General features: G+C 48.7%; 15 protein-coding genes and 4 pseudogenes. 1 reads left to right on the top strand and 18 read right to left on the bottom strand.

All coding sequences use genetic code 11. The features are described 5' to 3' along the window. From MKR94_RS04500 to MKR94_RS04425, 16 genes and pseudogenes are all read right to left on the bottom strand, one after another. The coding region (locus MKR94_RS04500) for a hemagglutinin repeat-containing protein (protein ID WP_338328006.1) at positions 1 to 1,318 on the bottom strand (1,318 nt) is incomplete at its 3' end. A 274-nt stretch (positions 1,319 to 1,592) separates the two neighbouring features. After that, positions 1,593 to 1,820, bottom strand: a complete 228-nt coding sequence (locus MKR94_RS04495) for an Imm31 family immunity protein (protein ID WP_241645609.1) — start codon at positions 1,818 to 1,820, stop codon at positions 1,593 to 1,595. A gap of 15 nt (positions 1,821 to 1,835) precedes the next feature. After that, complete coding sequence (locus MKR94_RS17140) at positions 1,836 to 2,552, bottom strand: polymorphic toxin type 17 domain-containing protein (protein WP_422047498.1); 717 nt, start codon at positions 2,550 to 2,552, stop codon at positions 1,836 to 1,838. 126 nt (positions 2,553 to 2,678) lie between these two features. Next, positions 2,679 to 3,347 (bottom strand): annotated as a pseudogene (locus MKR94_RS17135) (VENN motif pre-toxin domain-containing protein); the annotation flags it as partial. 88 nt (positions 3,348 to 3,435) lie between these two features. Next, positions 3,436 to 3,792 (bottom strand): hypothetical protein, encoded by a 357-nt coding sequence (locus tag MKR94_RS04480; protein WP_241645608.1) that lies wholly within the window; start codon positions 3,790 to 3,792, stop codon positions 3,436 to 3,438. Next, on the bottom strand, positions 3,789 to 5,435 hold the full coding sequence (locus MKR94_RS17035; RefSeq protein WP_338328005.1) for a VENN motif pre-toxin domain-containing protein: 1,647 nt from the start codon (positions 5,433 to 5,435) through the stop codon (positions 3,789 to 3,791). Before MKR94_RS17035 ends, MKR94_RS04480 begins: the two co-directional genes overlap by 4 nt. A 209-nt stretch (positions 5,436 to 5,644) precedes the next feature. Then, complete coding sequence (locus MKR94_RS04470; RefSeq protein ID WP_241645607.1) at positions 5,645 to 6,187, bottom strand: hypothetical protein; 543 nt, start codon at positions 6,185 to 6,187, stop codon at positions 5,645 to 5,647. Continuing rightward, positions 6,129 to 7,757 carry a VENN motif pre-toxin domain-containing protein gene (locus MKR94_RS17130; RefSeq protein ID WP_422047494.1) on the bottom strand — a complete coding sequence of 543 codons (1,629 nt, stop codon included), beginning with the start codon at positions 7,755 to 7,757 and terminating at the stop codon, positions 6,129 to 6,131. The genes MKR94_RS04470 and MKR94_RS17130 overlap by 59 nt, the downstream gene beginning before the upstream one ends. Positions 7,758 to 8,052: 295 nt before the next feature. Then, a complete protein-coding gene (locus tag MKR94_RS04455) occupies positions 8,053 to 8,514 on the bottom strand; it encodes a hypothetical protein (protein ID WP_241645606.1) in 462 nt (153 codons plus the stop codon). Further along, positions 8,514 to 10,919, bottom strand: a pseudogene (locus tag MKR94_RS04450) (hemagglutinin repeat-containing protein); the annotation flags it as partial. The gene MKR94_RS04455 and the pseudogene MKR94_RS04450, both read right to left, overlap by 1 nt. Positions 10,920 to 11,095: 176 nt before the next feature. Beyond that, positions 11,096 to 11,461, bottom strand: coding sequence for a hypothetical protein (locus tag MKR94_RS04445; protein WP_241645605.1), 366 nt, complete (start codon positions 11,459 to 11,461; stop codon positions 11,096 to 11,098). After that, entirely contained in the window at positions 11,458 to 12,198 is a 741-nt protein-coding gene (locus MKR94_RS04440; protein ID WP_241645604.1) for a hypothetical protein, read from the bottom strand. The genes MKR94_RS04445 and MKR94_RS04440 overlap by 4 nt, the downstream gene beginning before the upstream one ends. Positions 12,199 to 12,334: 136 nt before the next feature. Continuing rightward, positions 12,335 to 12,859 (bottom strand): O-acetyl-ADP-ribose deacetylase, encoded by a 525-nt coding sequence (locus tag MKR94_RS04435; RefSeq protein WP_241645603.1) that lies wholly within the window; start codon positions 12,857 to 12,859, stop codon positions 12,335 to 12,337. After that, complete coding sequence (locus MKR94_RS04430; protein WP_241645602.1) at positions 12,852 to 13,136, bottom strand: hypothetical protein; 285 nt, start codon at positions 13,134 to 13,136, stop codon at positions 12,852 to 12,854. The genes MKR94_RS04435 and MKR94_RS04430 overlap by 8 nt, the downstream gene beginning before the upstream one ends. 12 nt (positions 13,137 to 13,148) lie before the next feature. Further along, positions 13,149 to 13,838 (bottom strand): TreTu family toxin, encoded by a 690-nt coding sequence (locus MKR94_RS17125; RefSeq protein ID WP_422047497.1) that lies wholly within the window; start codon positions 13,836 to 13,838, stop codon positions 13,149 to 13,151. Between the two features lie 156 nt (positions 13,839 to 13,994). Beyond that, a pseudogene (locus MKR94_RS04425) lies at positions 13,995 to 15,137 on the bottom strand (VENN motif pre-toxin domain-containing protein); the annotation flags it as partial. Between the two features lie 85 nt (positions 15,138 to 15,222). Between MKR94_RS04425 and MKR94_RS04420 the strand changes: the two are divergent. Next, positions 15,223 to 16,534: pseudogene (locus MKR94_RS04420) on the top strand (IS4 family transposase). 39 nt (positions 16,535 to 16,573) lie between these two features. Here the strand turns inward: MKR94_RS04420 and MKR94_RS04415 are convergent. Continuing rightward, on the bottom strand, positions 16,574 to 17,026 hold the full coding sequence (locus tag MKR94_RS04415) for a hypothetical protein (RefSeq protein WP_241645601.1): 453 nt from the start codon (positions 17,024 to 17,026) through the stop codon (positions 16,574 to 16,576). Further along, positions 17,023 to 26,217, bottom strand: a complete 9,195-nt coding sequence (locus MKR94_RS04410; RefSeq protein WP_241645600.1) for a hemagglutinin repeat-containing protein — start codon at positions 26,215 to 26,217, stop codon at positions 17,023 to 17,025. Before MKR94_RS04410 ends, MKR94_RS04415 begins: the two co-directional genes overlap by 4 nt. Position 26,218 lies beyond the last annotated feature (1 nt).

Below are 26,218 nucleotides of genomic sequence, written 5' to 3'. Positions count from 1 at the left end.
CCCGCCAATCCTTGTATTGCGGCGGTTGAGGCGGTAATAGCCCGCTGTATGTCACCGCCTGTTCCAAATGGCTGGCTTTCGCACTTTGATAAGCTTTTTCGGCTATCTGCTCTGACGTCGGATCGGCGTTACCCTTACTCACCAACTCCGCACGTGCCGCGTCTAAGGCGGCCGGATCGGACTGTGCCTTGAGTCCTGCTATCTCCCCTTGCGTGAGCGCGATATCGGCGGCTTGATTGCCTATTTCACCGATTAACTGCAGCGTCTGCATCCGTTGCTGCTCTTTTTCCTTATCGAATATCGGGCTAAGCGTCTGGTTGGCATGGGCCACATCGCGGCTCAGGTCATAAACATTCTGTTGCTGCTTGGCCGTGTCGTTGATAATTATCGTGCCATCACTCACTGCAGCATGGGTGGTGGAGCTATCGCTTTTTTCCTTGTTGCCCACAACGGCTAAACCATTCGCTAGATTACCGATAAAGTTCGCCATACCGCCGCCAGTACTGGCGCCCACACTCTGGTGTTCGACCTTATAGGCTGCTTGGTTTTCGATATCACTAAAACCGAGGGTGCCAGTCTCTAAGCGGTTATGCTCAGCACTGGCGGTCGAGCCAATTACTGCACCATTAAGCTGGGTATGTTCACCCACCTTGACATCAAAGCCACCTTTGCCTGCAAACAGCCCAGTCTGTTCTTGCACACTGTCATAGCTACTGTGCATTTTATCTTGGCTAAGATTTAGGCTGCCTGATGGCGTCATGGTGCCGAAGGTAAAGCTGCCGCCCGCACTGGCGCTTTTTTGCTTGGAGTCGTAGCGGTTGCTGTCTTGCTCAGAGGTCAGCGTTAAGTTACGCCCAACCTCTGCTGCAATCCGTTCGCCATTCACCTGTGCACCGGTTAGCGTGGTATCGCGACCGCTATGTAAGGTCACTGCACCGCCGCTGTCGAGTGTTGTCTCTTGGTGGGTCAGGGAACTGCCGTTCTCCTTGCCTTTGCTGGCATTGACGCTGGCAGAAATGCTGAGGCCAGCGCTATTGCCGCTCGCACCAATCCCTACCCCTAACGACCCGCCGTGGCTGCTATTTTTACCGCTCAGGGTTTCACTGTCTTGGCTGGAGTGCAGTAGGATATCCTGTGCGGCACTCAGTGTCGTATCACGTCCAGCTTTAAGCTGACTGCCCGCAATATCGATATCCCCTTGGGTGGCCTGTAAGCTTAGGTCGCGCCCGGCGGTGAGTTGGCTGCCCGCATGCGTCTGCTGCGCGACGCTCTGCTCAGAGTGGGCGCTTTGATTACCGTAAGAGAGGTTAACCCCCATGGAGGATTAAGTCCTGCTATCTTCCCTAGCGTTCGCTCGATATCAGCTGCTTGGTTACCGATAAGTCGGCAGCAGTATCGAAGCCAAAGCCCAGTGAGGTGATATGACGCTATCTAAAGCATCTCTAAGCTGAGACTTAATTAAGCTTTCAGCCCGTAAATAGCGGGAGCTGTTGGTGATGATTGAGGTGATGACGAAAGAGAAAAAGCGGAATGCTGGATGATCTCAATGTAAAAATCCCAGCCGACTGGCTGGGATTTGTTTTGCATAAAGGTTAATAAAAATCATCCTGTGTAAGCTGTTTACCCGTTGGGATGATTTCATTTTTATCAAAAGACAAAAGATATTCTTCGTCGTAGAGTTTTATTGAGTACCCATAAAGTATCCCATCCTCTTCACTTACTCCCATAACTCCGCCTTTTTTACCTGCATATTTCTTATTTTTTTCTTTGCAGTCAGGGGATATTTCTACTTCTTGATAAAAACAAACCTTATTTTCCATAAAGACTTACCTTAGTTATTTATGTGTTATTCGCCCATCAAGAGATATATTTAAATGCGAACCATCTCTTGTTGCCCAGCCAAGTTGAGCTTTGCCCTTTGGTGAAAGTTGTACATCCCATTCAAAAGCCTGCCCGGCTGTACGCGAAGGACCTTTCACCCATTCATTACCGAACTTATCAAGGTAGCCGTTATTAGGTCCCCGTGGTAATGGATTACTGGGCGAATAATTGCTATCAGGGACAAAGCGAATTTTACCTTGCGTTGGAAGTTCTACATATTTTATACGCCCCTTAGTCGACCAAGGTTGAGCTGCGCTACCTGTACCAGAAGGATTGAAAGGTGGCTCTTCTACATAAGTAGGGGATTTACCTGCTTTTATAGATACTGACTCAGCCTTTCCGGCCACCTTCGCAACAACCTTTTCCGTTAGAAGCACGCCACCTTTTACTACTCCGGCACCGCCAGCTAGTAGACTGGCTATATCGGTGACCAGTTTGCCACCTTCAACACCCGCATTGAACGACCCACTGGCTCCGGCTTTCTGGTACTCCGACTCCATCCGGTCAATCCGACTGATATAGGACTGTTTCACCGCATCCGATACGTTACCGAGCACATCTCCGCTGTTAAACAGCGATTTCAGGGCATCATAGGTTTCCTGCGGATTGCTGGCCGTTTTCACGATGCTGTCTATCGTGTCGTACAGTCCTGCAGGGACCCCTGCCACCATACCCGCTGCAAAGCTACCATCCTGCCCTAGATCAATCGCTGTCCATTTTGCCTGCGTCTGTGCTTTACAGGCCACACTCTGACATTCTGCCAGCTCTTCTTTCTTCTGTACCTGCTGTTTCTGGCTTAGATAATTATTCTCAACCGTCACCTTCCCGGTCTGCATCCCTGATACTACACTTGCCGTATCGCCACCCACCAGTCCACCTGCTAATCCTGCGGCTAAACTGGCTAAGGCACTAATGGTTTGTTTCTGTGACTCATCTAGCTCAGAAGGATTTTTATCATAATAGGCCTGCGAAATCAGCCCCACCGCCTCGGCGGTCACCGCACTACTGGCTCCCGCTAAAGCATTCTCACCTTTCGCTAAGGATAACGCAGCATTCACTACCGCATGCGCCATCAGGTTAGCCGTTTTATTCACCTCGCCGTCGGCAGAGATCGTTTGGCGATGGATAACCTCGGCTAAATAAGGGGCACTCGCCCCCGCTAACGCCTTAGCGATATCTCCCCCCGCCAACCCTTGTATTGCCGCGGTTGAGGCGGTAATGGCCCGCTGTATGTCACCGCCTGTTCCAAATGGCTGGCTCGCTTTTTTAGACTCGGCTGTCTCACGCAGTTGGTCATCGGTATAGGTGGGATGCTCAGCTTTAGCGGCGGTAAATCCTGCGATATCCCCTTGCGTACGCGCGATATCGGCGGCTTGATTGCCTATTTCACCGATTAACTGCAGCGTCTGCATCCGTTGCTGCTCTTTTTCCTTATCGAATATCGGGCTAAGCGTCTGATGAACGTGCTGAATGGCAAGGGAATATGGTGGGAACTAAAGCCGCTTGAAGCTGTAGCTACAAAGAAAAATCCCAACCTGAGGGTTGGGATTTGATTCATTCATGCTGAAAGTTGTAGTGCTCAGGCACCTGATAATCCTCAGGAATATCTGACCAGTCAATATTTTTCAAAAGCAGATCAGTATCATCCTTAATATTTTCAAAAAAAACAGAGAGCCTCATCGAATAGACTCTTATGTACACCAAAGCGGCTTGCACTGCCGCTTTATCATCAGATTTCTTCGCTTTATCTAAAAATTCCGTAGCAGCAAATAATTTTTCAGTGTCAGATAAAAATAATTTATCCAAATCAATATCATAGTCAACCATCAAATCTTCACTTCCTGAGATTGCCGCAGGCATAACTCGAAGATAAATATCTTTGATTTCGTTAAAAATTTGAGATTTGTTCATTTTGGTAACCTCCTACCTTCCGCTGCTGCTTTAGCGGTCTTAACAGAATTAATTGTTCCATCTAAATTCAAAACATGAATAAAATTCCCTCTTTGATCAAAAACCTCTAAATGATTTTTGTGCGCTCCATCCAGATAAAACTGATCGCCTTTACGAATATTTTCGTTGATATTACCAGAAGACTTATAAACCGTTTGACCCTGATAAATTTTACTCGTTTTCTGAGCCGTCTCTTTCATTTGGCTACCAAAACCAGACTGCTTGAAGAATTCGCCCATATTTCCCACAGCACCGGCATTAGGCATATGCGGCACTTTTCCAGCCATCCCCAGCCTGTCAGGCGCTTTCCCTTTTCCACCTACCAGCGCCCGGACGATTTCAACTGATATCGTCATGGCATCATAGCGGGTTTCAACATCCGACCAGCTCAGCTTACCGCCGTTGGCATCAACGATACCTTTAATGACGACATCACGGGTTATACTGTCAGGATCTAATCCTTTCAGGATACTTTCAATGTTTGCCTCATCCTGCGGATACAAATCCTTGTAAATCAGCGAGTAAGTTACATTGTCGCCATACTTCACTAATGCAGACTGCGCCTCGTTAACCAGCCCCCCACAGGCCACGCTGCCTTTATTGCCCTGCGTACACGCATCTTTAATGGCCTGGTCGCGGTCTTTATCCGTCTGTTTTATTCCGGCCAGCTCTTTCTCTTCTGTGGGTGTCAACGGTTGTTTAAGAATATCGCGTTTCTGCTCCAGTGCTTTCTTACGCTCGGCTTCATCTACACTCAGCCAGTTATTCTCAACCGTCACCTTCCCGGTCTGCATTCCTGACACTGCACTTGCCGTATCGCCACCTACCAGTCCACCCGCTAATCCTGCGGCTAAACTGGCTAAGGCACTAATGGTTTGTTTCTGTGACTCATCTAGCTCATAAGGCTTTTTATCATAATAGGCCTGCGAAATCAGCCCCACCGCCTCGGCGGTCACCGCACTACTGGCTCCCGCTAAAGCATTTTCACCCTTCGCCAGCGATAACGCCGCATTCACTACCGCATGCGCCATCAGGTTGGCGGGGATATTGACCTCGCCGTCGGCAGAGATCGTTTGGCGATGGATAACCTCGGCTAAATAAGGGGCGCTCGCCCCCGCTAAGGCCTTAGCGATATCGCCCCCCGCCAATCCTTGTATTGCGGCGGTTGAGGCGGTAATAGCCCGCTGTATGTCACCGCCTGTTCCAAATGGCTGGCTCGCTTTTTTGAACTCGGCTGTCTCACGCAGTTGGTCATCGGTATAGGTGGGATGCTCAGCTTTAGCGGCGGTAAACCCTGCGATATCCCCTTGCGTACGCGCAATATCGGCGGCTTGATTGCCTATTTCACCGATTAACTGCAGCGTCTGCATCCGTTGCTGCTCTTTTTCTTTATCGAATATCGGGCTAAGCGTCTGATTCGCATGGGCCACATCGCGGCTCAGGTCATCGACATTCTGTTGCTGCTTGGCCGTGTCGTTGATAATTATCGTGCCATCACTCACTGCGGCATGGGTGGTTGAGCTATCGCTTTTTTCCTTGTTGCCCGTAACGGCTAAACCATTAGCAACAAGTAAGAAACAGGCACACCTACCACCTACAACCAAATCAAGACGCTATACCGTGGGATATATTCGGCAGTACGTAAACATCGGCCTTCACCCTCGATTACGCTGCGCGCCACTTGATGAAGAGCTAGAATTTTAGACCGGTAAGAAGGTGTGAGTAAAATATGAGCAGGAGGAGTTGATTACACGGCTAGTTGAGGAATAAACGGTAGGTAAAAAATCCCGGCTTGGTGGCCGGGATTCGCTTGTTAATAAGGTAAACAATACGCGCCTTCTAATGATTCATATTGTGTGACCGCATCTTTACCTTCGGACAAATATTCCACGTCTATTGCTTCCGGTGGATACTCTTTTGTATAGGAACCTTCCAAAAAGGAACGATACTGCTCTAGTACATATAATGTCTGCTCAATGGTTAAAAGAACCTGTTGTTCTTCCACATATTCACAGCCAATAAAAACCCTACCTTGAGTCACCATGACACAATGAGCATTGCCTAGTCCAAAATTACCATCAGTACTTTTTCCAGAAGCCAGATCAGTTAAATTTTTTATCCAAATATCAACAGAGTCTAAACCATCGGGCAAATCCGATGATAACCATCCCGCGATTTCACTTACGCCGTATCCTTGATTAGGTGTATGACGGATATCCTCATCAATTCCCAATGAGGTAGCGACAAACTGCTTATGAAAATCACTCCACCTTAAATAGATTTTTCGACTATACATCTTATTTCTTCCCATGATATACAGGCCATGCGGTTGCCCCATTGCCATCGGGTTTTCCATAGTAACCTTCTATTTTTATTCCAGAAGAAGATATACCCTGCCATTTGTTTCTATCCAAAGGATCCGGTGTAGAACCTTTGAACGCACTCTCAATCTCCTGAGAAGTTTGACGTTTTGACCAGTGTTCAGGAAAAAACGTCGTCTGTGCTTTCTTATTTACCCATTGGCCTGTCGCCGGATCTCTTACAGAAATATATCCTGTTGAAACACCGTTAACGTCAGGTGCACCAGTAATCTTTTCGACCTTAATATTAGGATCTCTAATATAGTGCCCCCCAGACCCAACTTTGGTGCCATCTTTGAGGGTTTTAACCTCTCCATTCAGGATATGATCCATTCTGATATATGCAGTTTGTGGTCCTTTTCCTGCCTGCTCTTTGACGAGTTCTAATGGTGTAGAAGACACTTTGAAATCATCAAGATATTCGCCAGCTTTCCATGATGATGTATTCTTCGCCGCATTAGCCGCCACAACCTCAGCTTTCGCTGCCGTGGCTTCAGCCGCTGTCTTACCTATCCCAACTGCGCCACCTGCACCGACTCCTCCAGGCACTATGGCTTCCGACACCTGAATGCCAGCGTTGTTAAGGCAAAGCACCACATTGCCCGCACAGGCTTGTATCGCGGCTTTGGCTGACGCAGCTATTTCCGGCGTGGCCGCAGCTAATATCCCGCCACCCAGCCCTGCTGGAAGCGCAACCATCAACACATCCTGCATCGCCAGACCTTTCTGACAGGACGCTGAACCCGGATTATCCGCACAGGAGGCAATATTCTTGCCATGCTCCCTTACGAACTTCTCCTGACCGTCCTCAGTGCCGCCCATCAGGTTATTCTCAACCGTCACCTTCCCGGTCTGCATCCCTGATACTGCACTTGCCGTATCGCCACCCACCAATCCCCCCGCTAATCCTGCGGCTAAACTGGCTAATGCACTGATGGTTTGTTTCTGTGACTCATCTAGCTCATAAGGCTTTTTATCATAATAGGCCTGCGAAATCAGCCCCACCGCCTCGGCGGTCACCGCACTACTGGCTCCCGCTAACGCATTTTCACCCTTCGCCAGGGATAATGCCGCATTCACCACCGCATGCGCCATCAGGTTAGCCGTTTTATTCACCTCGCCGTCGGCAGAGATCGTTTGGCGATGGATAACCTCGGCTAAATAAGGGGCGCTCGCCCCTGCTAAGGCCTTAGCGATATCCCCCCCTGCCAATCCTTGTATTGCGGCGGTTGAGGCGGTAATAGCCCGCTGTATGTCACCGCCTGTTCCAAATGGCTGGCTCGCTTGTTTAAACTCGGCTGTCTCACGCAGTTGGTCATCGGTATAGGTGGGATGCTCAGCTTTAGCGGCGGTAAACCCTGCGATATCCCCTTGCGTACGCGCGATATCGGCGGCTTGATTGCCTATTTCACCGATTAACTGCAGCGTCTGCATCCGTTGCTGCTCTTTTTCTTTATCGAATATCGGGCTAAGCGTCTGATTCGCATGGGCCACATCGCGGCTAAGGTCATCGACATTCTGTTGCTGCTTGGCCGTGTCGTTGATGATTATCGTGCCATCACTCACCGCAGCATGGGTGGTTGAGCTATCGCTTTTTTCCTTGTTGCCCGCAACGGCTAAACCATTAGCAACAAGTAAAAGACAGGCACACCTACAACCAAATCAAGACGCTATACCGTGGGATATGTTTAAACATCAGCCTTCACCATCGATTATTCTTAAAGATCACTTGATGGAGAGCTGGGATTTGAGACAGGCAGGAAGGTTGAAGTGAGTTGTGAGCAGGGCGGGCTGATTATACGGCTGTATAAGGAGTGATTAGTCAGTAAAAAAATCCCGGCTTGATGGCCGGGATAATCTATTAATTAATATAGATAAGACTAGCTCTGCATAAAACATCACTTTGGTCAAATTGCAGATGTAAGGCATATCCTTCTTTGTCATATTTAACCCAGCGGTTTAAATAACCCAGAAGCATATCTGATTTTCCTCCACCATTGGCAGAAGGTTTGCCTAATGTTTTCAATATTGATTTTTCATCCCAACCTGAGCATATCTCAGACAATAATTTCCCTTGAAAAGGTGCATAACCTTCATATTCATCAAAGTAAAAATGGATATGATTTACTATTCCTTTTCGAAATCCGATTTCCAATCCCGATTGCAGATATTTATAGTACTTTGTATGAGCTATTGGATCGTTATATTCCTCAGGATCTTCTGTAATAAGAGGAACTTCTCCAATAGCATTATTAAGTTCTAAAAATTCGTTTGATTTCTCATCTTTGCCAAGAGATTCAATTAATTTAATCCAACCAAACACTATTTAGTTACCCCTATCTGACGGTTTCTTTCTTTGATTTTCTGTATTGCATCATCGACCTGTTTAGGATCATATCCTCGTTCCAACATGTTCTTCTTCAATGAATCGGTATCACGACATTCTGCACCACAAAGATTAATTGCGTCTTTCTCCACTTGCGATGATGTATTCTTTCCGCCGTAAGTAGGGCCTGCCTGATGAACCTCTTTTGGAACTTCAACTGCTGTAGCATTTTGATAAAGATTCTTTGTTTCTGCATCAGTAAGCGGACGTCCTAGCTCTATTTCTTTGGATTTTTTTAGAGCAGCAAATGATGGAATATGATCATGCTCCAGCCCATCGCCGACCACTTCACGTGCTTTAAGTTCTTTATATGAACCAACATCTAGCGGTTTAACAGCCTGAATTTCATCACTGGCCTTATTGATTAACTTAGACGCTTCAGCAACATCCCCTTTCTTCAGCGCTGTTTCAGCAGCTTTAATCGCTTTACCTGCTACATCACCTGCACCGGGAATGATACCTATCGCCGCGGCTAAATAGTCTATCGCTGTCTGAGCTTCTACAAAACCTTTAATATCGCCAACGATCGGAACAAAATCCAGCCCCGTTCCAGCAACATCCTTGACCATCTGCGTACAAGCTGCCTGATTCCCTTCACAGACTGCTTTTTGCGCCTTAAGATAGTTCTCTATTGTCCCTTTCTTATTCGCTTCCGCCGCAGCCAAAACATTAGCCAGCGCATTATTCTCAACCGTCACCTTCCCGGTCTGCATCCCTGATACTGCACTTGCCGTATCGCCACCCACCAGTCCACCTGCTAATCCTGCGGCTAAACTGGCTAAGGCACTAATGGTTTGTTTCTGTGACTCATCTAGCTCATAAGGCTTTTTATCATAATAGGCCTGCGAAATCAGCCCCACCGCCTCGGCGGTCACCGCACTACTGGCTCCCGCTAACGCATTTTCACCCTTCGCCAGCGATAATGCCGCATTCACCACCGCATGCGCCATCAGGTTAGCCGTTTTATTCACCTCGCCGTCGGCAGAGATCGTTTGGCGATGGATAACCTCGGCTAAATAAGGGGCGCTCGCCCCTGCTAAGGCCTTAGCGATATCGCCCCCCGCCAATCCTTGTATTGCGGCGGTTGAGGCGGTAATAGCCCGCTGTATGTCACCGCCTGTTCCAAATGGCTGGCTCGCTTTTTTGAACTCGGCTGTCTCACGCAGTTGGTCATCGGTATAGGTGGGATGCTCAGCTTTAGCGGCGGTAAACCCTGCGATATCCCCTTGCGTACGCGCGATATCGGCGGCTTGATTGCCTATTTCACCGATTAACTGTAGCGTCTGCATCCGTTGCTGCTCTTTTTCTTTATCGAATATCGGGCTAAGCGTCTGATTCGCATGGGCCACATCGCGGCTCAGGTCATCAACATTCTGTTGCTGCTTGGCTGTGTCGTTGATGATTATCGTGCCATCACTCACCGCAGCATGGGTGGTTGAGCTATCGCTTTTTTCCTTGTTGCCCGTAACGGCTAAACCATTCGCTAGATTACCGATAAAGTTCGCCATACCGCCGCCAGTACTGGCGCCTACGCTCTGATGTTCGACCTTATAGGCTGCTTGGTTTTCGATATCACTAAAACCGAGGGTGCCGGTCTCTAAGCGGTTATGCTCAGCACTGGCGGTCGAGCCAATCACTGCACCATTAAGCTGGGTATGCTCACCCACCTTGACATCAAAGCCACCTTTGCCCGCAAACAGCCCAGTCTGTTCTTGCACACTGTCATAGCTACTGTGCATTTTATCTTGGCTAAGATTTAGGCTGCCTGATGGCGTCATGGTGCCGAAGGTAAAGCTGCCGCCCGCACTGGCGCTTTTTTGCTTGGAGTCGTAGCGGTTGCTGTCTTGCTCAGAGGTCAGCGTTAAGTTACGCCCAACCTCTGCTGCAATCCGTTCGCCATTCACCTGTGCACCGGTTAGCGTGGTATCGCGACCGCTATGTAAGGTCACTGCACCGCCGCTGTCGAGTGTTGTCTCTTGGTGGGTCAGGGAACTGCCGTTCTCCTTGCCTTTGCTGGCATTGACGCTGGCAGAAATGCTGATGCCAGCGCTATTGCCGCTCGCACCAATCCCTACCCCTAACGACCCGCCGTGGCTGCTATTTTTACCGCTCAGGGTTTCACTGTCTTGGCTGGAGTGCAGTAGGATATCCTGCGCGGCACTCAATGTCGTATCACGTCCAGCTTTAAGCTGACTGCCCGCAATATCGATATCCCCTTGGGTGGCCTGCAAGCTTAGGTCGCGCCCAGCGGTGAGCTGGCTACCCGAGTGCGTCTGCTGCGCGACGCTCTGCTCGGAGTGGGCGCTTTGATTACCATAAGAGAGGTTAACCCCCATGGAGGATTAAGTCCTGCTATCTTCCCTTGCGTTCGCTCGATATCAGCTGCTTGGTTACCGATAAGTCGGCAGCAGTATCGAAGCCAAAGCCCAGTGAGGTGATATGATGCTATCTAAAGCATCTCTAAGCTGAGACTTAAAATGAAAGTCCCAACCCCAAGGGTTGAGATTGAGATTAATTTTCATTTACAGGGATAATAATAATCTTTTGGTATTCTATAGTTCTCAGGAAAATCATCCAGACTAGGAATTTTGGCGTAACGATCAATGTCTTCTTTTGTTTGTTCAAAAACGCCAGATATTCCCGATAAGAATGTTGATATACGTAACAATGCTGCTTGCATAGCTAGTTCATCTTTATTTTCATTTGCCTTAAAAAATAACTCTATTGTTGAGTTAATGTTTCTCATATTCCTTTCTAGACTTTCTACAATCGAATAGTCCTCAGCTAAATATAGTTCATCCTCATCAAGACCTTTCCCTAATTTATGTTTTAATAAATCTAAATAAATATCTTTAAATTTATCCAACTTATTAATATCTATCATTTTGGCAACCTTCTACCTTCAGCTTTAGCTGCTTTAGTTTTTGCATCATTAAAAGAACCATCAAGATTAAGAACGGCTTTAACTTTTGTTCCTGTACTATCAAAAACTTCAATGTGGTTTTTGTGCATCCCATCAAGATAGTACTTATCACCTTTTGCAATATAATCTCCGACAGGTTTTTTCGCTTTGAAAACATTTTGCCCTTGAAAGACCTGACTTGTTTTCTGAGCAGTCTCTTTCATTTGGCTACCAAAACCTGGCTGCCGAAAGAATTCTCCCATATTCCCCACAGCCCCTTGGTTGGGCTGATAAGACTGTTTCGAGCCCTTCCCAATAACACCCAGCGCCGACAAACCTTTTCCGCCGACAGCAGCACCGAAGCCTATCGTTTCGCCCGCTTCCTTGGTATAGAGCGCAACCTTGACATATTCCGGCAATGACTGATAAATCTTTCTCGCGCTTTCTTCATTTTCTGCCAGTACAAATCTGTCTAACTGCGATAAATCGTCACTATTCAAACTTGAAAAGATCGGCAATCGCCTTAAACTGGTCGCTACATCTGTTCCCGCTTCAGCTTCGGCTAAAACTCCACTTGCACAAAATGGATCACCTGAACAGCTTTTTGCAACGGCCTCTTCGCGATTCTTTTTGCTTATTTCAGCGAATTTTTTATAAATTTCGAGCTTATCGGTGCCATTTTTATCTGCATTCTCAAGCTCCTTATTGAGCTTAATCACCTCGTTTGAATTCAGATAATTATTCTCAACAACAACAACAACAACAACAACAACAACAACAACAACAACAACAACAACAACAACAACAACAACAACAACAACAACTAATTTTATTAAAAATATTTATTTCATCCATTCATAATGACTCTATGAGTTCTTTATAAATCAAATAATTCTCAATCTCAAAGCATACGATATTAACCTTTTGAATATTATGATACAAATACAAACTATCTGTGATTGTTTCCAATGCAATCGAAGCCGCTTGATTTTTAGGGAAATTATAAATACCTGTACTTATGTTAGGAAAGGAAATGCTAGTAGCTCCATTATTATTTGCAACAATAAAACTATTTAAATAACAATTTTTTAGATTATCAGTTTCATGGTTATTACCACCATTCCAGCGGGGCCCTACAGTATGAATGACATATTTAGCAGGTAAGTTACCTGCTGTAGTAATAACGGCTTCACCAACTTTACAGCCACCTTGTTTAGCACGAATTTTTTGGCACGCATTTAAAATTTCTTTTCCGCCCATACGATGAATCGCACCATCGACACCGCTTCCACCTAGCAAAGAGCTATTTGCAGCATTTACAATTATATCAACGGGGATTTTTGTTATATCCCCATGAATTATTTCTATTTTTCTATTCATTTAACATTATATCCAAAAATAGATTGATTGAGTTTTTTTTCTTTTCAGTTTCGACTGGTTCCAAAAGAATAGTCATTACTTGTTTATCCAATTTCAGATCATAAATATCAATATCTAACCATCCCTTTGACCAGATATCAATACCCGAAACTTTGCTATCCCCTTCAATTACAACTCTTTCTAAACTACCAAAATCCCCCTCAGGATATGAACTGTAAGTTAATTTATAATCACTTAACTTAGGGGCAATGTTATCTTTAAAATAACTCATGTCCATAATTTAACTCCTTTATTTCTTATCAAGAACATTAATATTATTAACATCAGGTGTTAATGAGCCACCTTGCTTATCCAATTGATATTTCTGCGATGGTTTAGCATCACTTCCTAACATTTTGTACCAGCCATCTTTACCACCTTGAATCAAGCTACTACTTGGCACATCAAATTCTACATATACAGAACCTTTTGGAGCAGCTCCTTTGAAATCATTTACGCCGTTCGTAGATATAAATGTTTGCCCACCACCACCTTGCACAACTTTCCCTGAACTTTGCATTTGAGCAAGTTCATCAGATGACATCCAGCGGCCTACCCTCGTAACACTAATGTTATTAACAACTTTTGTCTCACCTACTTTTAGTGACGAGTTAATATTGACCTTGTCAGCATTTTTTATCGCCGTTTCTTCAGCAGTTGTATTACCGATCCCTACAGCACCACCTGTACCATTAACAATATCATCAATAGCAGAGGCTGGTTTACTTGCACTACTCGCCCCTGCTGCTGGCGTTTTCTCTCCACTTTTCGCGGGTTGATCTAACGTTAGAGCTAAAATTGTTGAAGCCAGCACTGCTTTGGTCAGGTTATCCTTATGAAGTTGTGTATTATTCGCGACTGGCTCAAGCTGCGATATTGAGTAATTTGCCAGCTCCCGACATTGACCTACGCAATCAGAAGAAGCTGCGAGTTGCTTCAATTTCGCAAGCTCTGATTTCTGATCTGCAACAGATATTCCGGTAGATAGAGCCTGTTTCTGTTGCTCCGCGTCAAGTTTTTTCAGGTCAGAGCGTAACTGTTCTCTCTCAGCATCCGTCTTCGCCTTCGCGTACTTTTCGGTGAAGGTAGTGATATCCTTATCACTCAGATAATTATTCTCAACCGTCACCTTCCCGGTCTGCATCCCTGATACTGCACTTGCCGTATCGCCACCCACCAGTCCACCTGCTAATCCTGCGGCTAAACTGGCTAAGGCACTAATGGTTTGTTTCTGTGACTCATCCAGCTCAGATGCTTTTTTACCATAATAGGCCTGCGAAATCAGCCCCACCGCCTCGGCGGTCACCGCACTACTGGCTCCCGCTAAAGCATTTTCACCCTTAGCCAGGGATAACGCCGCATTCACTACCGCATGCGCCATCAGGTTGGCGGGGATATTGACCTCTCCGTCGGCAGAGGTCGTTTGGCGATGGATAACCTCGGCTAAATAAGGGGCGCTCGCCCCTGCTAAGGCCTTAGCGATATCCCCTCCCGCCAATCCTTGTATTGCGGCGGTTGAGGCAGTAATGGCCTGTTGTATTGCGCTGCCTGTTCCAAATGGCTGGCTCGCTTGTTTAAACTCGGCTGTCTCACGCAGTTGGTCATCGGTATAGGTGGGGTGCTCAGCTTTAGCGGCGGTAAACCCTGCGATATCCCCTTGCGTACGCGCGATATCGGCGGCTTGATTGCCTATTTCACCGATTAACTGCAGCGTCTGCATCCGTTGCTGCTCTTTTTCCTTATCGAATATCGGGCTAAGCGTCTGATTCGCATGGGCCACATCGCGGCTAAGGTCATCGACATTCTGTTGCTGCTTGGCCGTGTCGTTGATGATTATCGTGCCATCACTCACCGCAGCATGGGGGGTTGAGCTATCGCTTTTTTCCTTGTTGCCCGTAACGGCTAAACCATTCGCAAGATTACCGATAAAGTTCGCCATACCGCCGCCAGTACTGGCGCCCACACTCTGGTGTTCGACCTTATAGGCTGCTTGGTTTTCGATATCACTAAAACCGAGGGTGCCAGTCTCTAAGCGGTTATGCTCGGGACTGGCGGTCGAGCCAATCACCGCACCATTAAGCTGGGTATGTTCACCCACCTTGACATCAAAGCCACCTTTGCCCGCAAACAGCCCAGTCTGTTCTTGCACACTGTCATAGGTACTGTGCATTTTATCTTGGCTAAGATTTAGGCTGCCTGATGGCGTCATGGTGCCGAAGGTAAAGCTGCCGCCCGCACTGGTAATACCGATCAGTTAAGGATCACTTGAACGATCCAGTGATTGTGTAAGAATCCAGAAACGCCCCTCGTTTCTGGTTTTTTTTATGCGCATTGCTCAGGCTCTTGACCTTGTTTCCCGTTACGACTCTACCCGCAATCCCCCTGACTTCGCTGGGGGATTTACTCGATCCCGAACTCGTCTCACTCTGTTTGGCCGAATCCGGCTCCGTCACACTACGTTCTCCCGCTGGAAATGATGGTCTGGTGCATTATTGGCATGGCACTCGAACGCGAAGAACCTCTTCACCAAATCGTTAATCGTCTGAATATTATACTCCCCGGTAATTGCCCCAAGCGCGGTTATCCAAGCACGTCAGCGTCTGGGAAGTGATGCCGTACGCCTCGTATTTACTCAAACAGCACAGATGTGGCACAACTCTGTCACTTATCCACACTGGTATGGCCTGATATTACTCGCGGTGGGCGGTGTTATATGGCAGACACAAGATACGCCAGAAAACGATACAGCGTTCCCACGCCAGACTTATGCAGGAAAACCGGGGCTTTATCCGCAGGTAAAAATGGTCTGTCAGATGGAGCTGACCAGTCATCTTCTTACTGCTGCTACCTTCGGTACGATGAAAGAAAGCGAATATACGTTGGCAGAAAAGTTAATCGAGTAAACAGGCGATAATACTCTGACTTTACTCGATAAAGGTTATTATTCACTCGTTCTATTGAATGCTTGGCATCAGGCTGGATAAAGCCGCCACTGGATGATCCCATTGAGAAAAGGAGTGCAGTACGAAGTGATGAAAAAACGTGGCAAAGGTGATCATCTGATAAGGATGAAAAACAGTCCTCAGGCCCGAAAAAAATGGTCAGCGTTGGGAGAGGATATGATTGAGCGCCTTCTAATGTTTACCCGCAAAGGTAAAGTCCACCATATGATGACCTCAATGACAGATGCCTTACGTTATCCGGGAGTAAGAAATGGTCGATCTTTACGGCCACCGACGGGAAATTGAACTGGGTTATCGTGAAATTAAACAGACGATGTTACTCAGTGGGTTAACGCTAAGAAGTAAAAAGCCAGAACTTGTTGAGTAGAAGTTATGGGGAGTGTTATTGGCCTATAATCTTGTTCGTTATCAGATGATTATAATGGCGAAAAGCCTAAAAGGTTACTGGCCTAACCAGCTAAGTTTCTCAGACTCATGCAGTCTGGTAATGAGGACATTAATGACACTTCAAGGGGCATCACCGGGTGGTATCCCTGAATTATTGCATAATTTGGAGGCTATAGGACAGTTGGTGAAGCTGCCGCTAAGTAGAGAAAGAGCCTTTCCGAGAGTGGTGAAGGAAAGACCTCGTAAGTATCCAAAAGCGCAAGAAAAAAGCCAGTCAGTTGCTTAACTGACTGGCATTACGCCGACAGGGGCGGGATTTTAATTTCTAAATTGAAATATCTTCAATTGAACCATCCATTAAATAGACCGAAATTTTCTCCTGACCCAATTCGACATGGTCAATATACTCAACAAAATCAATGTGCTTATATTCATCAAGAGTCTCTTTCATAAAAACAATAACTTCAACCTCGCATACTATAAATAAATATTTTTCATCAAACTCAAAATTATAAAAGAAAGATGATAGTTCTACACTCTTAATTAATTCATTATTTGTGAGGCAAAAAAAAGCTACAACCTGATCGAATCCAATAATTATTATATTGCCTAACTTTATAACAGTAGGTTTTATTTCACTTTGCATAGAAAATTTAAAAACCACCACTTCATCACAACTCACACAGTAATAGTGATGAGCATATTCGATATCATGAAAAATAGAGGGTATATTTTTATGGTAAAAGTCATCTTTTGTTAGGGAGATAATTTTTATCATTTTTTATTACTCGCAATTTTAGGGATTAATGTTGTAACCTTTGGTGTTGCTGACATATTACCTTCAGGATAAAAGAAACCAACTTGAATAGCTCCTTTATCTGAAACAGGAATGCTTTTAACAACAGTAGTACCAAATTTATTCGATTTCTGGGAAATTATTACACCATCACTTGCTGCTTTATTGAACAAACTTGTTAATGCCTGTCCATTATTTATTCCCAGTGTATTTAGATCATTTAAATTCTGGGCCGATCTTTCAATATTATGAGGATTACCAGTTGTAACTTTTCCGAAGAAATAATCGAATTTCTTTGGATCGATATTGTAACCTTTGGGTAAAACTTCATTTGGTACAGACGGTTTAACCACCTTAACCGGCTGTAATATCTCCATCCCCTTCATTCCTGCTAGTGCGACCGCAATTGCCTGCGTCTGCATTGCGGCATCATAATCTTTGGCGACGTCATTCCAGCTACGTTTGGTAGAGTTCGCTATCGCTGCTATTGCTTGGTCACGGCTGATGCTACCTGCATCTACTCCCTGAAGAATATTTTCAAGATCCTTTGCATCCTGCGGGTACAGATCTTTATACATCAACCTGAAATTGAAATCTTCACCATATTTATTAAGTGCATCCTGCGCGGAGCCAATCAACGTACCACAGGCCGATCCACCTTTATTACCATCAGTACAGACTGCTTTTATCGCTGCATCACGCGCTTTATCCGTCCGATTAATTTCGGCCAATTCTTTCGCTTCTGTCGGCGTGAGTTCCTGCTTCAGGTAATCGCGCTTCGTTTCCAGTTGCTTCTTTCTGTCCGCTTCTTCAACACTCAGCCAGTTATTCTCAACCGTCACCTTCCCGGTTTGCATTCCTGATACTGCACTTGCCGTATCACCGCCCACCAGTCCACCCGCTAATCCTGCGGCTAAACTGGCCAGTGCACTTACGGTTTGCTTTTCATCTTCTTTGAGCTCGGTAGGCTTTTTATCATAATACGCCTCTGAAATCATCCCTACCGCCTCAGCAGTCACCGCACTACTGGCTCCCGCTAACGCATTTTCACCCTTCGCCAGCGATAATGCCGCATTCACCACCGCATGCGCCATCAGGTTAGCCGTTTTATTCACCTCGCCGTCGGCAGAGATCGTTTGGCGATGGATAACCTCGGCTAAATAAGGGGCGCTCGCCCCCGCTAAGGCCTTAGCGATATCGCCTCCCGCCAATCCTTGTATTGCGGCGGTTGAGGCAGTAATAGCCCGCTGTATGTCACCGCCTGTTCCAAATGGCTGGCTCGCTTTTTTGAACTCGGCTGTCTCACGCAGTTGGTCATCGGTATAGGTCGGATGCTTAGCTTTAGAGGCGGTAAACCCTGCGATATCCCCTTGCGTACGCGCGATATCGGCGGCTTGATTGCCTATTTCACCGATTAACTGCAGCGTCTGCATCCGTTGCTGCTCTTTTTCCTTATCGAATATCGGACTAAGCGTCTGGTTGGCATGGGCCACATCGCGGCTCAGGTCATCAACATTCTGTTGCTGCTTGGCCGTGTCGTTGATGATTATCGTGCCATCACTTACCGCAGCATGGGTGGTTGAGCTATCGCTTTTTTCCTTGTTGCCCGTAACGGCTAAACCATTAGCAAGATTACCGATAAAGTTCGCCATACCGCCGCCAGTACTGGCGCCTACGCTCTGGTGTTCGACCTTATAGGCTGCTTGGTTTTCGATATCACTAAAACCGAGGGTGCCGGTCTCTAAGCGGTTATGCTCAGCACTGGCGGTCGAGCCAATCACTGCACCATTAAGCTGGGTATGCTCACCCACCTTGACATCAAAGCCACCTTTGCCCGCAAACAGCCCAGTCTGTTCTTGCACACTGTCATAGCTACTGTGCATTTTATCTTGGCTAAGATTTAGGCTGCCTGATGGCGTCATGGTGCCGAAGGTAAAGCTGCCGCCCGCACTGGCGCTTTTTTGCTTAGAGTCATAGCGGTTACTGTCTTGCTCAGAGGTCAGCGTTAAATTACGCCCAACCTCTGCTGCAATCCGTTCACCATTCACCTGTGCACCGGTTAGCGTGGTATCGCGACCGCTAAGTAAGGTCACTGCACCGCCGCTGTCGAGTGTTGTCTCTTGGTGGGTCAGGGAACTGCCGTTCTCCTTGCCTTTGCTGGCATTGACGCTGGCAGAAATGCTGAGGCCAGCGCTATTGCCGCTCGCACCAATCCCTACCCCTAACGACCCGCCGTGGCTGCTATTTTTACCGCTCAGGGTTTCACTGTCTTGGCTGGAGTGCAGTAGGATATCCTGCGCGGCACTCAGTGTCGTATCACGTCCAGCTTTAAGCTGACTGCCCGCAATATCGATATCCCCTTGGGTGGCCTGCAAGCTTAGGTCGCGCCCAGCGGTGAGCTGGCTACCCGAGTGCGTCTGCTGCGCGACGCTCTGCTCAGAGTGGGCGCTTTGATTACCGTAAGAGAGGTTAACCCCCATGGCGTCTTGCGGCGTTTGCTTTAGATTATTGAGATCACTGGCTTGTTTAGCACTGTAACCGGTTAATACCGATTGGGTCGCTTTTAACGCCGCCAACCGGCCACTGTCTTCCTTAGCCGCCGAATGGGCCTGCTGAGTGGCCGTGTTTAAAGCGCTCCCCACCACGCCGCTCAGCGCTAGGGTTAATCCACTCGACTTCTGTTCGGTTTTGGTGAGGGCGGTATGGCTATTTTCTGCCGCGCTGATATCGATACGCTTGCCACTTATCGCCATATCTTGGCCAGCCAACAGATCGCTGCCATGCAGGGTCACCTGATTACCGGCCGTCACCGTAACGTTACCTTGAGTGCTGCCGATCACGCTGCCTTTTTGTACATTACTGCGGTCGTCTTGATCCGTTTTTTGCGATGAGGTACCGACAGTGAAGCCGATCCCACCGGTACCACTTAACCCTGATTTCTTCTTCTTAGTCATACTGGTTGAGTGATCAGACTCCTCGGCTGTGGTGATCACCACATCATTACCCGCCAGTAGCTTAACGGCATTATCCCCCACTATATTACCGGCTTCTGAACGCAGGTCGTGCCCTGCGAGCAGCGTCACCTGATCGCCGGACACTGAACTGCTTACTGCGTTGATCTGATGGGTACTGGTGGCTACCTCAGTCGTCGTTTTCGATAAACCGTGACGTTTTTTGGTTTTCATATAGGTCGACTGATCCCAGCTATCCTGACCACTGAGTAACGTCAAATCGTGACCCGCCGTCAGTGTCGCATCGCCCCCTGCTGTCACTTCTGCAGCGCGTAAGGTCATATCGTTCCCGGCTTGCATCGTTAAGCTGCCACCAGCATTAATGACGGAGCCTTGGTCATGGGTCTCTAGACTACGGTCATAATCTTTTTTACCGCGAGTATAGTCCGTTGCGTGACTTTGTTTTACCGTATCAAGATTCAGGTCGTGACCGGCGATCACCCGCGTCGTGCTCTCGTTGCCCTGATTACTTAAGACGCTAGCAGTTAGCTGGATATCATGCCCGGCTTGCAGCGTTAATTGGCCCTGTTGGCCAGTTACCGCTATCCCCGCTTGGCGTCCAGTCCATGCTTCACTCCCCCGTTGGAAGCTTTCGGTTTGACTGAGGATGTCATGCCCTGCCTGTAAGGTGAGTTGATCACCGCCCAGTAATTGGCCGCCCCGGTTGACAATATTGTGACTCGCCAATAACTGAGTGGTATTGCCACTGATATCACCCAGATTAAGGAGGTTGCTTGCTGAAATCGCGGTCAGCCCGCGGCCAGCGATAGTGCCGCTATTGAGCAGATCCTGCGCGGTCGTGATCTGAACGGCGTTACCTGCTAACAATGCTCCGTTACCACTCAACTGATTTTTATCAACTCGAGCATAGAGCTTGGGTACCGCCACCAGTTGGGTGGTGCCATCGGATAACGTGATACGCTCATTAACCATTAGCACCATATCGCTAGTCATCTGAGCCATCTGTTCTGCACTCAATGCTGTCCCCGGAGCGATGCCAAATTTCTCACTAAAGGCTTTGCCACTGGTGAGCAGCGCACGATATTGCGCTTCATCATTGCTATAACCGGTTAAGAACCGTTGTCCGGTCGCTTGTACGATCTGATCGCGCACCAAGGATTGCTCATAATAGCCATCGCCTAATCGCTTGATAAGCTGGTCTTGATAGATATCACTGCTACTTACCGTGGATTTACCCCGCGTAAATTGCGGGTCGGTTTCGACCAGATACTGACTGTCGGTACCGGGATGAAGCTGATAGAGGCTGGTAGTAGGAATGTTAACCGGCGCATGCGTGGTGCGAATAACCCAATTGCCTGCAGAGGCCGTCTCCCCCAGTTGTGTCGAGGCATCGACGGGTGCGGGGAGGGGCACGTCGGTCACTAAAGCTTGATGGTCTTGTTTTGCTAAGGCGACATTGGCCAACAAATCAGATGCCCCGGCGGTCGCTGTGGGGGGCGCAACCTGTGTGGCAATAGTTTGCCCCTCACCGACACCCTGGCCTTGAAGCTGGGCAGTGAGATGCAGCGGTAGCGTTAACTCACTGACCGGCGGTTGATAGACTTCGGGGCCTTCATAGCGCGTCTGCTTATGCTTTTTACGTCGCCCGCCCGCCAGTCGTTCACCTTGTTGTTCGAGAGTCTGCTTGACCTCGGTTTCCTCGTTATTCACCGCGCCGTTAATGACTAACGCTTGGCCCGCCACCACCTGGCTATCTTTGTTATGCAAGTCACCGTTTAAGACGAGATCGCCACCACTACGCAGTATGGCGCTCTGTTGATTGCTGACCGTTTGGGCTTTGGTGACCTGGTCGAAATTGAAAACATTAAATCGCCGTCCGGCATCCGTCACACCCGGCTGGTGGAAGTAGATAATGCCGTTGGCAGCATCCTGATAGACATAGAGATAATCCTCTTTGCCATCGATGGTAAATTTGACGCGGTTACCTTGCGCATCCAGCGCATAACTACGCCCTTGCGCATCAAAGTTAAATACCACTTTATAGTCGCGAGATTTGGATTTATCGATGGTGGCATCGAACCGATAATGCACGCCATCGGTACGACCGCAAGCATCTGTCCATTTACGTCCGGTACAAAACTCAATCTCGACCAGGTCATTTAGGCTCGATACCGTTTGTAGGTCATCACTGACTGTTAAGTGCGTGTCACGGTTCTCAATGTGCTGCGCAGCGATCCCCAGACGGCCCATCGCCTCAATGGTCGCACTGAGATTATCAACCTGTGTTGCCTGACCAATAAGCGTGCCATCGGCAGCCAAGGCACCGCCTATCTGTAGATCGCCGTTACTGTAGATCAGGCTATTATCTTGGTTAGTGAGGTGATCGGTGGCGATAAGCAGACTTTCCCGTCCGGCGATGGTTGCCGCTTTATTCTCCAGACTCTCATTAGTCAATAGCGGGGCATCAATGACCAATTGATCACCGTAAATTCTTCCCGTACCACGATTGTGAAGTTCATCGGCGTGCAGCAACACTTGCCCACCGTCGATTAAGCCTTGATTTTCTAGGTAATGACTAGTGATTGTGGTGCTGCCTGAGTTGATCTCACCCGTCTGCTGGTTAGTGAGCCGATCACTGGTCAAGGTCAGATGCTGGCCTGCCGTCAAGCTACCGCTATTATTGAGTTGGTGGCCCGCGGTATTCAGCTGCAGATCGTTTCCAGCCGCCAGTTGGCCGTCTTGTTGAAAATCGCTGCCGACCTCTATACTCAGGTTATTACCCGAGGTCACCCGACCAACCTGAGTGAACTGGCCAAGCGTTAGCGCGGCATCACCATTGGCGACAATATCGCCTTGGTCATTATTCAAACTCACGCCACTGCCTGGTATGCCGATCGTTAATTGCCCCTGCGAGGAGAGCAGTCCCTGTTGGTTAGCCAAGGTATCGCTCACCTGCGCATGCAGTGACTCGCCTGCGCGTAAGCTGCCTTGCCGGTTATCCAGATTCGCCGCGGTGATAGCGAGAGTTTGGGCTTCAATCCCCTGCCCTTCATCACGTGTGAGCTGATTATCCAGCTGCTGAGTGGACAGCCTGAGCTGTTCTCCCGCCTTCATTAGCCCGTGCTGATTACGGATCGATTCGCTGGCGGTGATCTGTGCATTACCCGCCGCATAGAGCGTTCCCTGATCGTTAATCGCTTGGGCAACCAAGGTCGACAGATCAGCACCCGATAGCACTTTACCGCCTTGGTTGTTGAGTTGTGTGCCACTCAGTGACAGACCTTGTCCACCTTGTAGTTGCCCGGACTGATTATTGAGCACCCCCGCTTGCAGGGTAATGCTACCGCCAGCAAGCAGTTGGCCTTGCTGATTGGCAAATTCACCTTGCCCCAGATCCACCGAGGTATTTCCCCCCGACTGTATTGACCCTTGACCATTCTGTAAGCTTTGTAGCGTTAACTGGTTTGTCTCGCTGGCAAGCAGGCTGCCTAGCTGGTTATCAAGACTTTGTGCCGTAATTGCGAGGTCACGCCCCGCAATCACACCTTTCGCATTGTCTAGCTCACCACTGTTGAGGATAAGCTCCCCCGCGGAGCGTAGGCCAAGACTCGCGCTATCCGTCTCGCGATTGTTAAGCGTTTGACCCTGCGTAGTAATGGCGAGGCGATCACTGCCTTGGATCAGCCCCGCCTGATTGGTTAAGGCTGCTGTCTGCAGGTCGAGAGTTTTAGCGATCAGCACCCCCTGTTGATTGTTCAGCTGACCACTCTCAATTTGTAAGTCTTTGGCTGCGCTGATCAGACCTTGTTGGTTATCCAAGCTCTCGCTAAGATGTAACGCCCCTTGGCCTTGCGTCGAGTGTAACGTCCCCGCTTGGTTATTCAGTTGCTCTGCCGTAACGGCGAACGCGCCGCCCGTTTGCAGCACCCCCTGACGGTTATCGACGACACCGGCGGTGCTGAGGGTCAGCGGTCCCTCAACGGCGGTGATTCTTCCCTGCTGGTTAGTCAGCGCGGCACTGTCTAGGCTAACCTGATCACGGGCCGAAATACTCCCAGCATGGTTGGTGAGCGCTCCCTGAGTGTGAACCGTGACGCCAGATTGCGCGGCCACAATCTTTCCTTGATCATTATCCAGTGAATCGGCCGTCAGCGTCAGCGCAGCTTGACTCTGCAACGTGCCGTGTTGATTGTTCAGCTCCCCGGTTGTGTGTACCTTAAGCGATCCGTTTTGTGCGCTGAGTAAGCCCTGCTGATTAGCGAGTTGCGAGGCGTTAAGGGTTAACGCTTGATCGCTAATCACCTCGCCTAGACGATTATCCCACTGCTCGCCTGTGGCGGTAATTGTTTTGCCCGCCATCAATCCGCTACGGTTATCGATGGTTTGTGCCTGTATCGCAAGCGTTCCACCCGCTCTCAAGCCCAAGCTATCGGCTTGGGTGTCGGCGTTAGTGAGGGTTCCGCCCTGAGTCGTAATCGACAGTCCGTCCGCGGCTTGTACCAAGCCCCCTCTGTTATTGAGATCTTGACTGGTTAGGCTAAGGTCGCTGGCGCTGGCAAGAGTGCCTTGCGTGTTGTCGATCTGTTCGCTATCGAGCCTCAACGCCTGAGGGCCTTGTGAAATAATGGCGCCCCCATGGTTATCCACTCCTTTTGTGGCGGTCAAATCGACTGCCTGGGCAATCAATTTACCCTGCCGGTTGGTTAGCTTTCCTGGGGTGCTCAGGGTCACCTGCTGCGCAGCAAGCTGTGCGCGGTCAAGGTGTAAATCGCCTTCCTGAGCCGTCACCTTCACCTGATTCGCTTGGGTTTGACTATCGCTGAGGTCAACCTCTTTACCCGTCAGGCTAATGTGATCATGGCTGAGGTGGGTGCCGTGGCTCTGTAATTGTTGGGTCGCGGCAAGAGTAAGCTGGCCCGTGGCCGTCGCTTGACCTTGTGCATCAATACCTGCCCCTAAGGCGCTGCCATGCTGGTTAGTGATGGTATTCGCTTGCAGTGTCGCATTATGCCCGGCCACTAAGGTCGAACTGGACTGACTGACTAATTTCCCGCTTGCTGAGAGTTGCAGATCACCTTGCGCGCGAATTTGCCCAGCATTGTTAATGTCCCCCTGGCTGGCAGCGGTAATATTGCCTGCGGCAGCGATTTGTCCCGTGTTATCCATCCCTGCCGTGTGTAGAGCAACGTTTTGCTGAGCTTGCACAACCCCTGTATTGGTTAATTTACCGCTGGCATCCAACGTGAAATGGCCTTGTGCCGCGCCGATCTCGCCACGGTTACGCACCCCGACCCCTTGCTCAGTGCCCACCAACGTAATACGGTTGGCATACATTCCCGCTAAGGCGGCGGTATCGATGGCAAAGGTGGGGCGTCCAGCGGGATCATCGTTTTTAACCTTTACGACGTTGCCGTCGGCATCGGTTTGGTTATGTCCGGTAGTGACTTTAAGATCACCCGCTTGCACGCGACCATTGACCTCGACCGCACGCGCAATCAGCCGAGTATAATCTTGACCTGTGCCGTTCATCCCTGCACCACTGATGGTAATGCGCCCACGATCAACGTCATAACCCGAGATTTGGCCATTTTCTAATCGAACACGCCCAGCCGCTAACGTATTACGCCCTGCGTTGATCACACCGCAACCACTGCAGCTTATCCCCGCTGGGTTAGCAATGATCACATCGGCTTTACGTCCCGCCACCTCAATAAACCCACGCAACTGACTAGGGTTCGCACTGTTGACTTCATTAAGGATCACTTTGGCGGAGCCTTTCGCCAGCCACGGGTTGCCGGCAATTTGCCCCGCTAACTGAGTCGGTGTCGCATGTTGACTATTGTTTAAAATCGCGCCACGTTGATCAACGTCAAATTGACGATAAGTATTGTGAGACAGCCCTTGGCTGTTTGGGGCGCGGATATCGACTTGAGGTAAACCGTTACCGGTTCGTTGTACCGTGGGTTGCTGCCCCCGGGGTGCATTCGGATCAGCAACAATACCCGCGGCGTGCGCAAAGGGGCTGATGGCGCTCCCCGCGATGATCAGCGCAAAGGTAAGGGGTCGGAGTGTCGCGAGCATCGAAGGTTGTACAGGTTGACTGCAGGTCGACGGCCCCCCTGCACGTCGTGCCAACTCCGACACGACCACCAGTCGTTGTAGACAACGGTTAAAGATAATCCGGTAACAGTGCTTATTCATT

This window comes from Rosenbergiella metrosideri, from assembly GCF_022602565.1.
In the GTDB taxonomy this organism is placed as follows: Bacteria; Pseudomonadota; Gammaproteobacteria; order Enterobacterales; family Enterobacteriaceae; genus Rosenbergiella; species Rosenbergiella metrosideri.
The sequence above is the reverse complement of the archived record's forward strand: the minus strand, read 5'-3'. Positions and strand labels throughout refer to the sequence as shown.

Bases quoted from the DNA above. Each gene is read 5' to 3' on its own strand.
- MKR94_RS04495 (WP_241645609.1), bottom strand. From the start codon at position 1,820: ATGGAAAATAAGGTTTGTTTTTATCAAGAAGTAGAAATATCCCCTGAC.
- MKR94_RS17140 (WP_422047498.1), bottom strand. From the start codon at position 2,552: ATGGTGGCAGGGGTCCCTGCAGGACTGTACGACACGATAGACAGCATC.
- MKR94_RS04480 (WP_241645608.1), bottom strand. From the start codon at position 3,792: ATGAACAAATCTCAAATTTTTAACGAAATCAAAGATATTTATCTTCGA.
- MKR94_RS04470 (WP_241645607.1), bottom strand. From the start codon at position 6,187: ATGGAAAACCCGATGGCAATGGGGCAACCGCATGGCCTGTATATCATG.
- MKR94_RS04445 (WP_241645605.1), bottom strand. From the start codon at position 11,461: ATGATAGATATTAATAAGTTGGATAAATTTAAAGATATTTATTTAGAT.
- MKR94_RS04435 (WP_241645603.1), bottom strand. From the start codon at position 12,859: ATGAATAGAAAAATAGAAATAATTCATGGGGATATAACAAAAATCCCC.
- MKR94_RS04430 (WP_241645602.1), bottom strand. From the start codon at position 13,136: ATGGACATGAGTTATTTTAAAGATAACATTGCCCCTAAGTTAAGTGAT.
- MKR94_RS04415 (WP_241645601.1), bottom strand. From the start codon at position 17,026: ATGATAAAAATTATCTCCCTAACAAAAGATGACTTTTACCATAAAAAT.
- MKR94_RS04410 (WP_241645600.1), bottom strand. From the start codon at position 26,217: ATGAATAAGCACTGTTACCGGATTATCTTTAACCGTTGTCTACAACGA.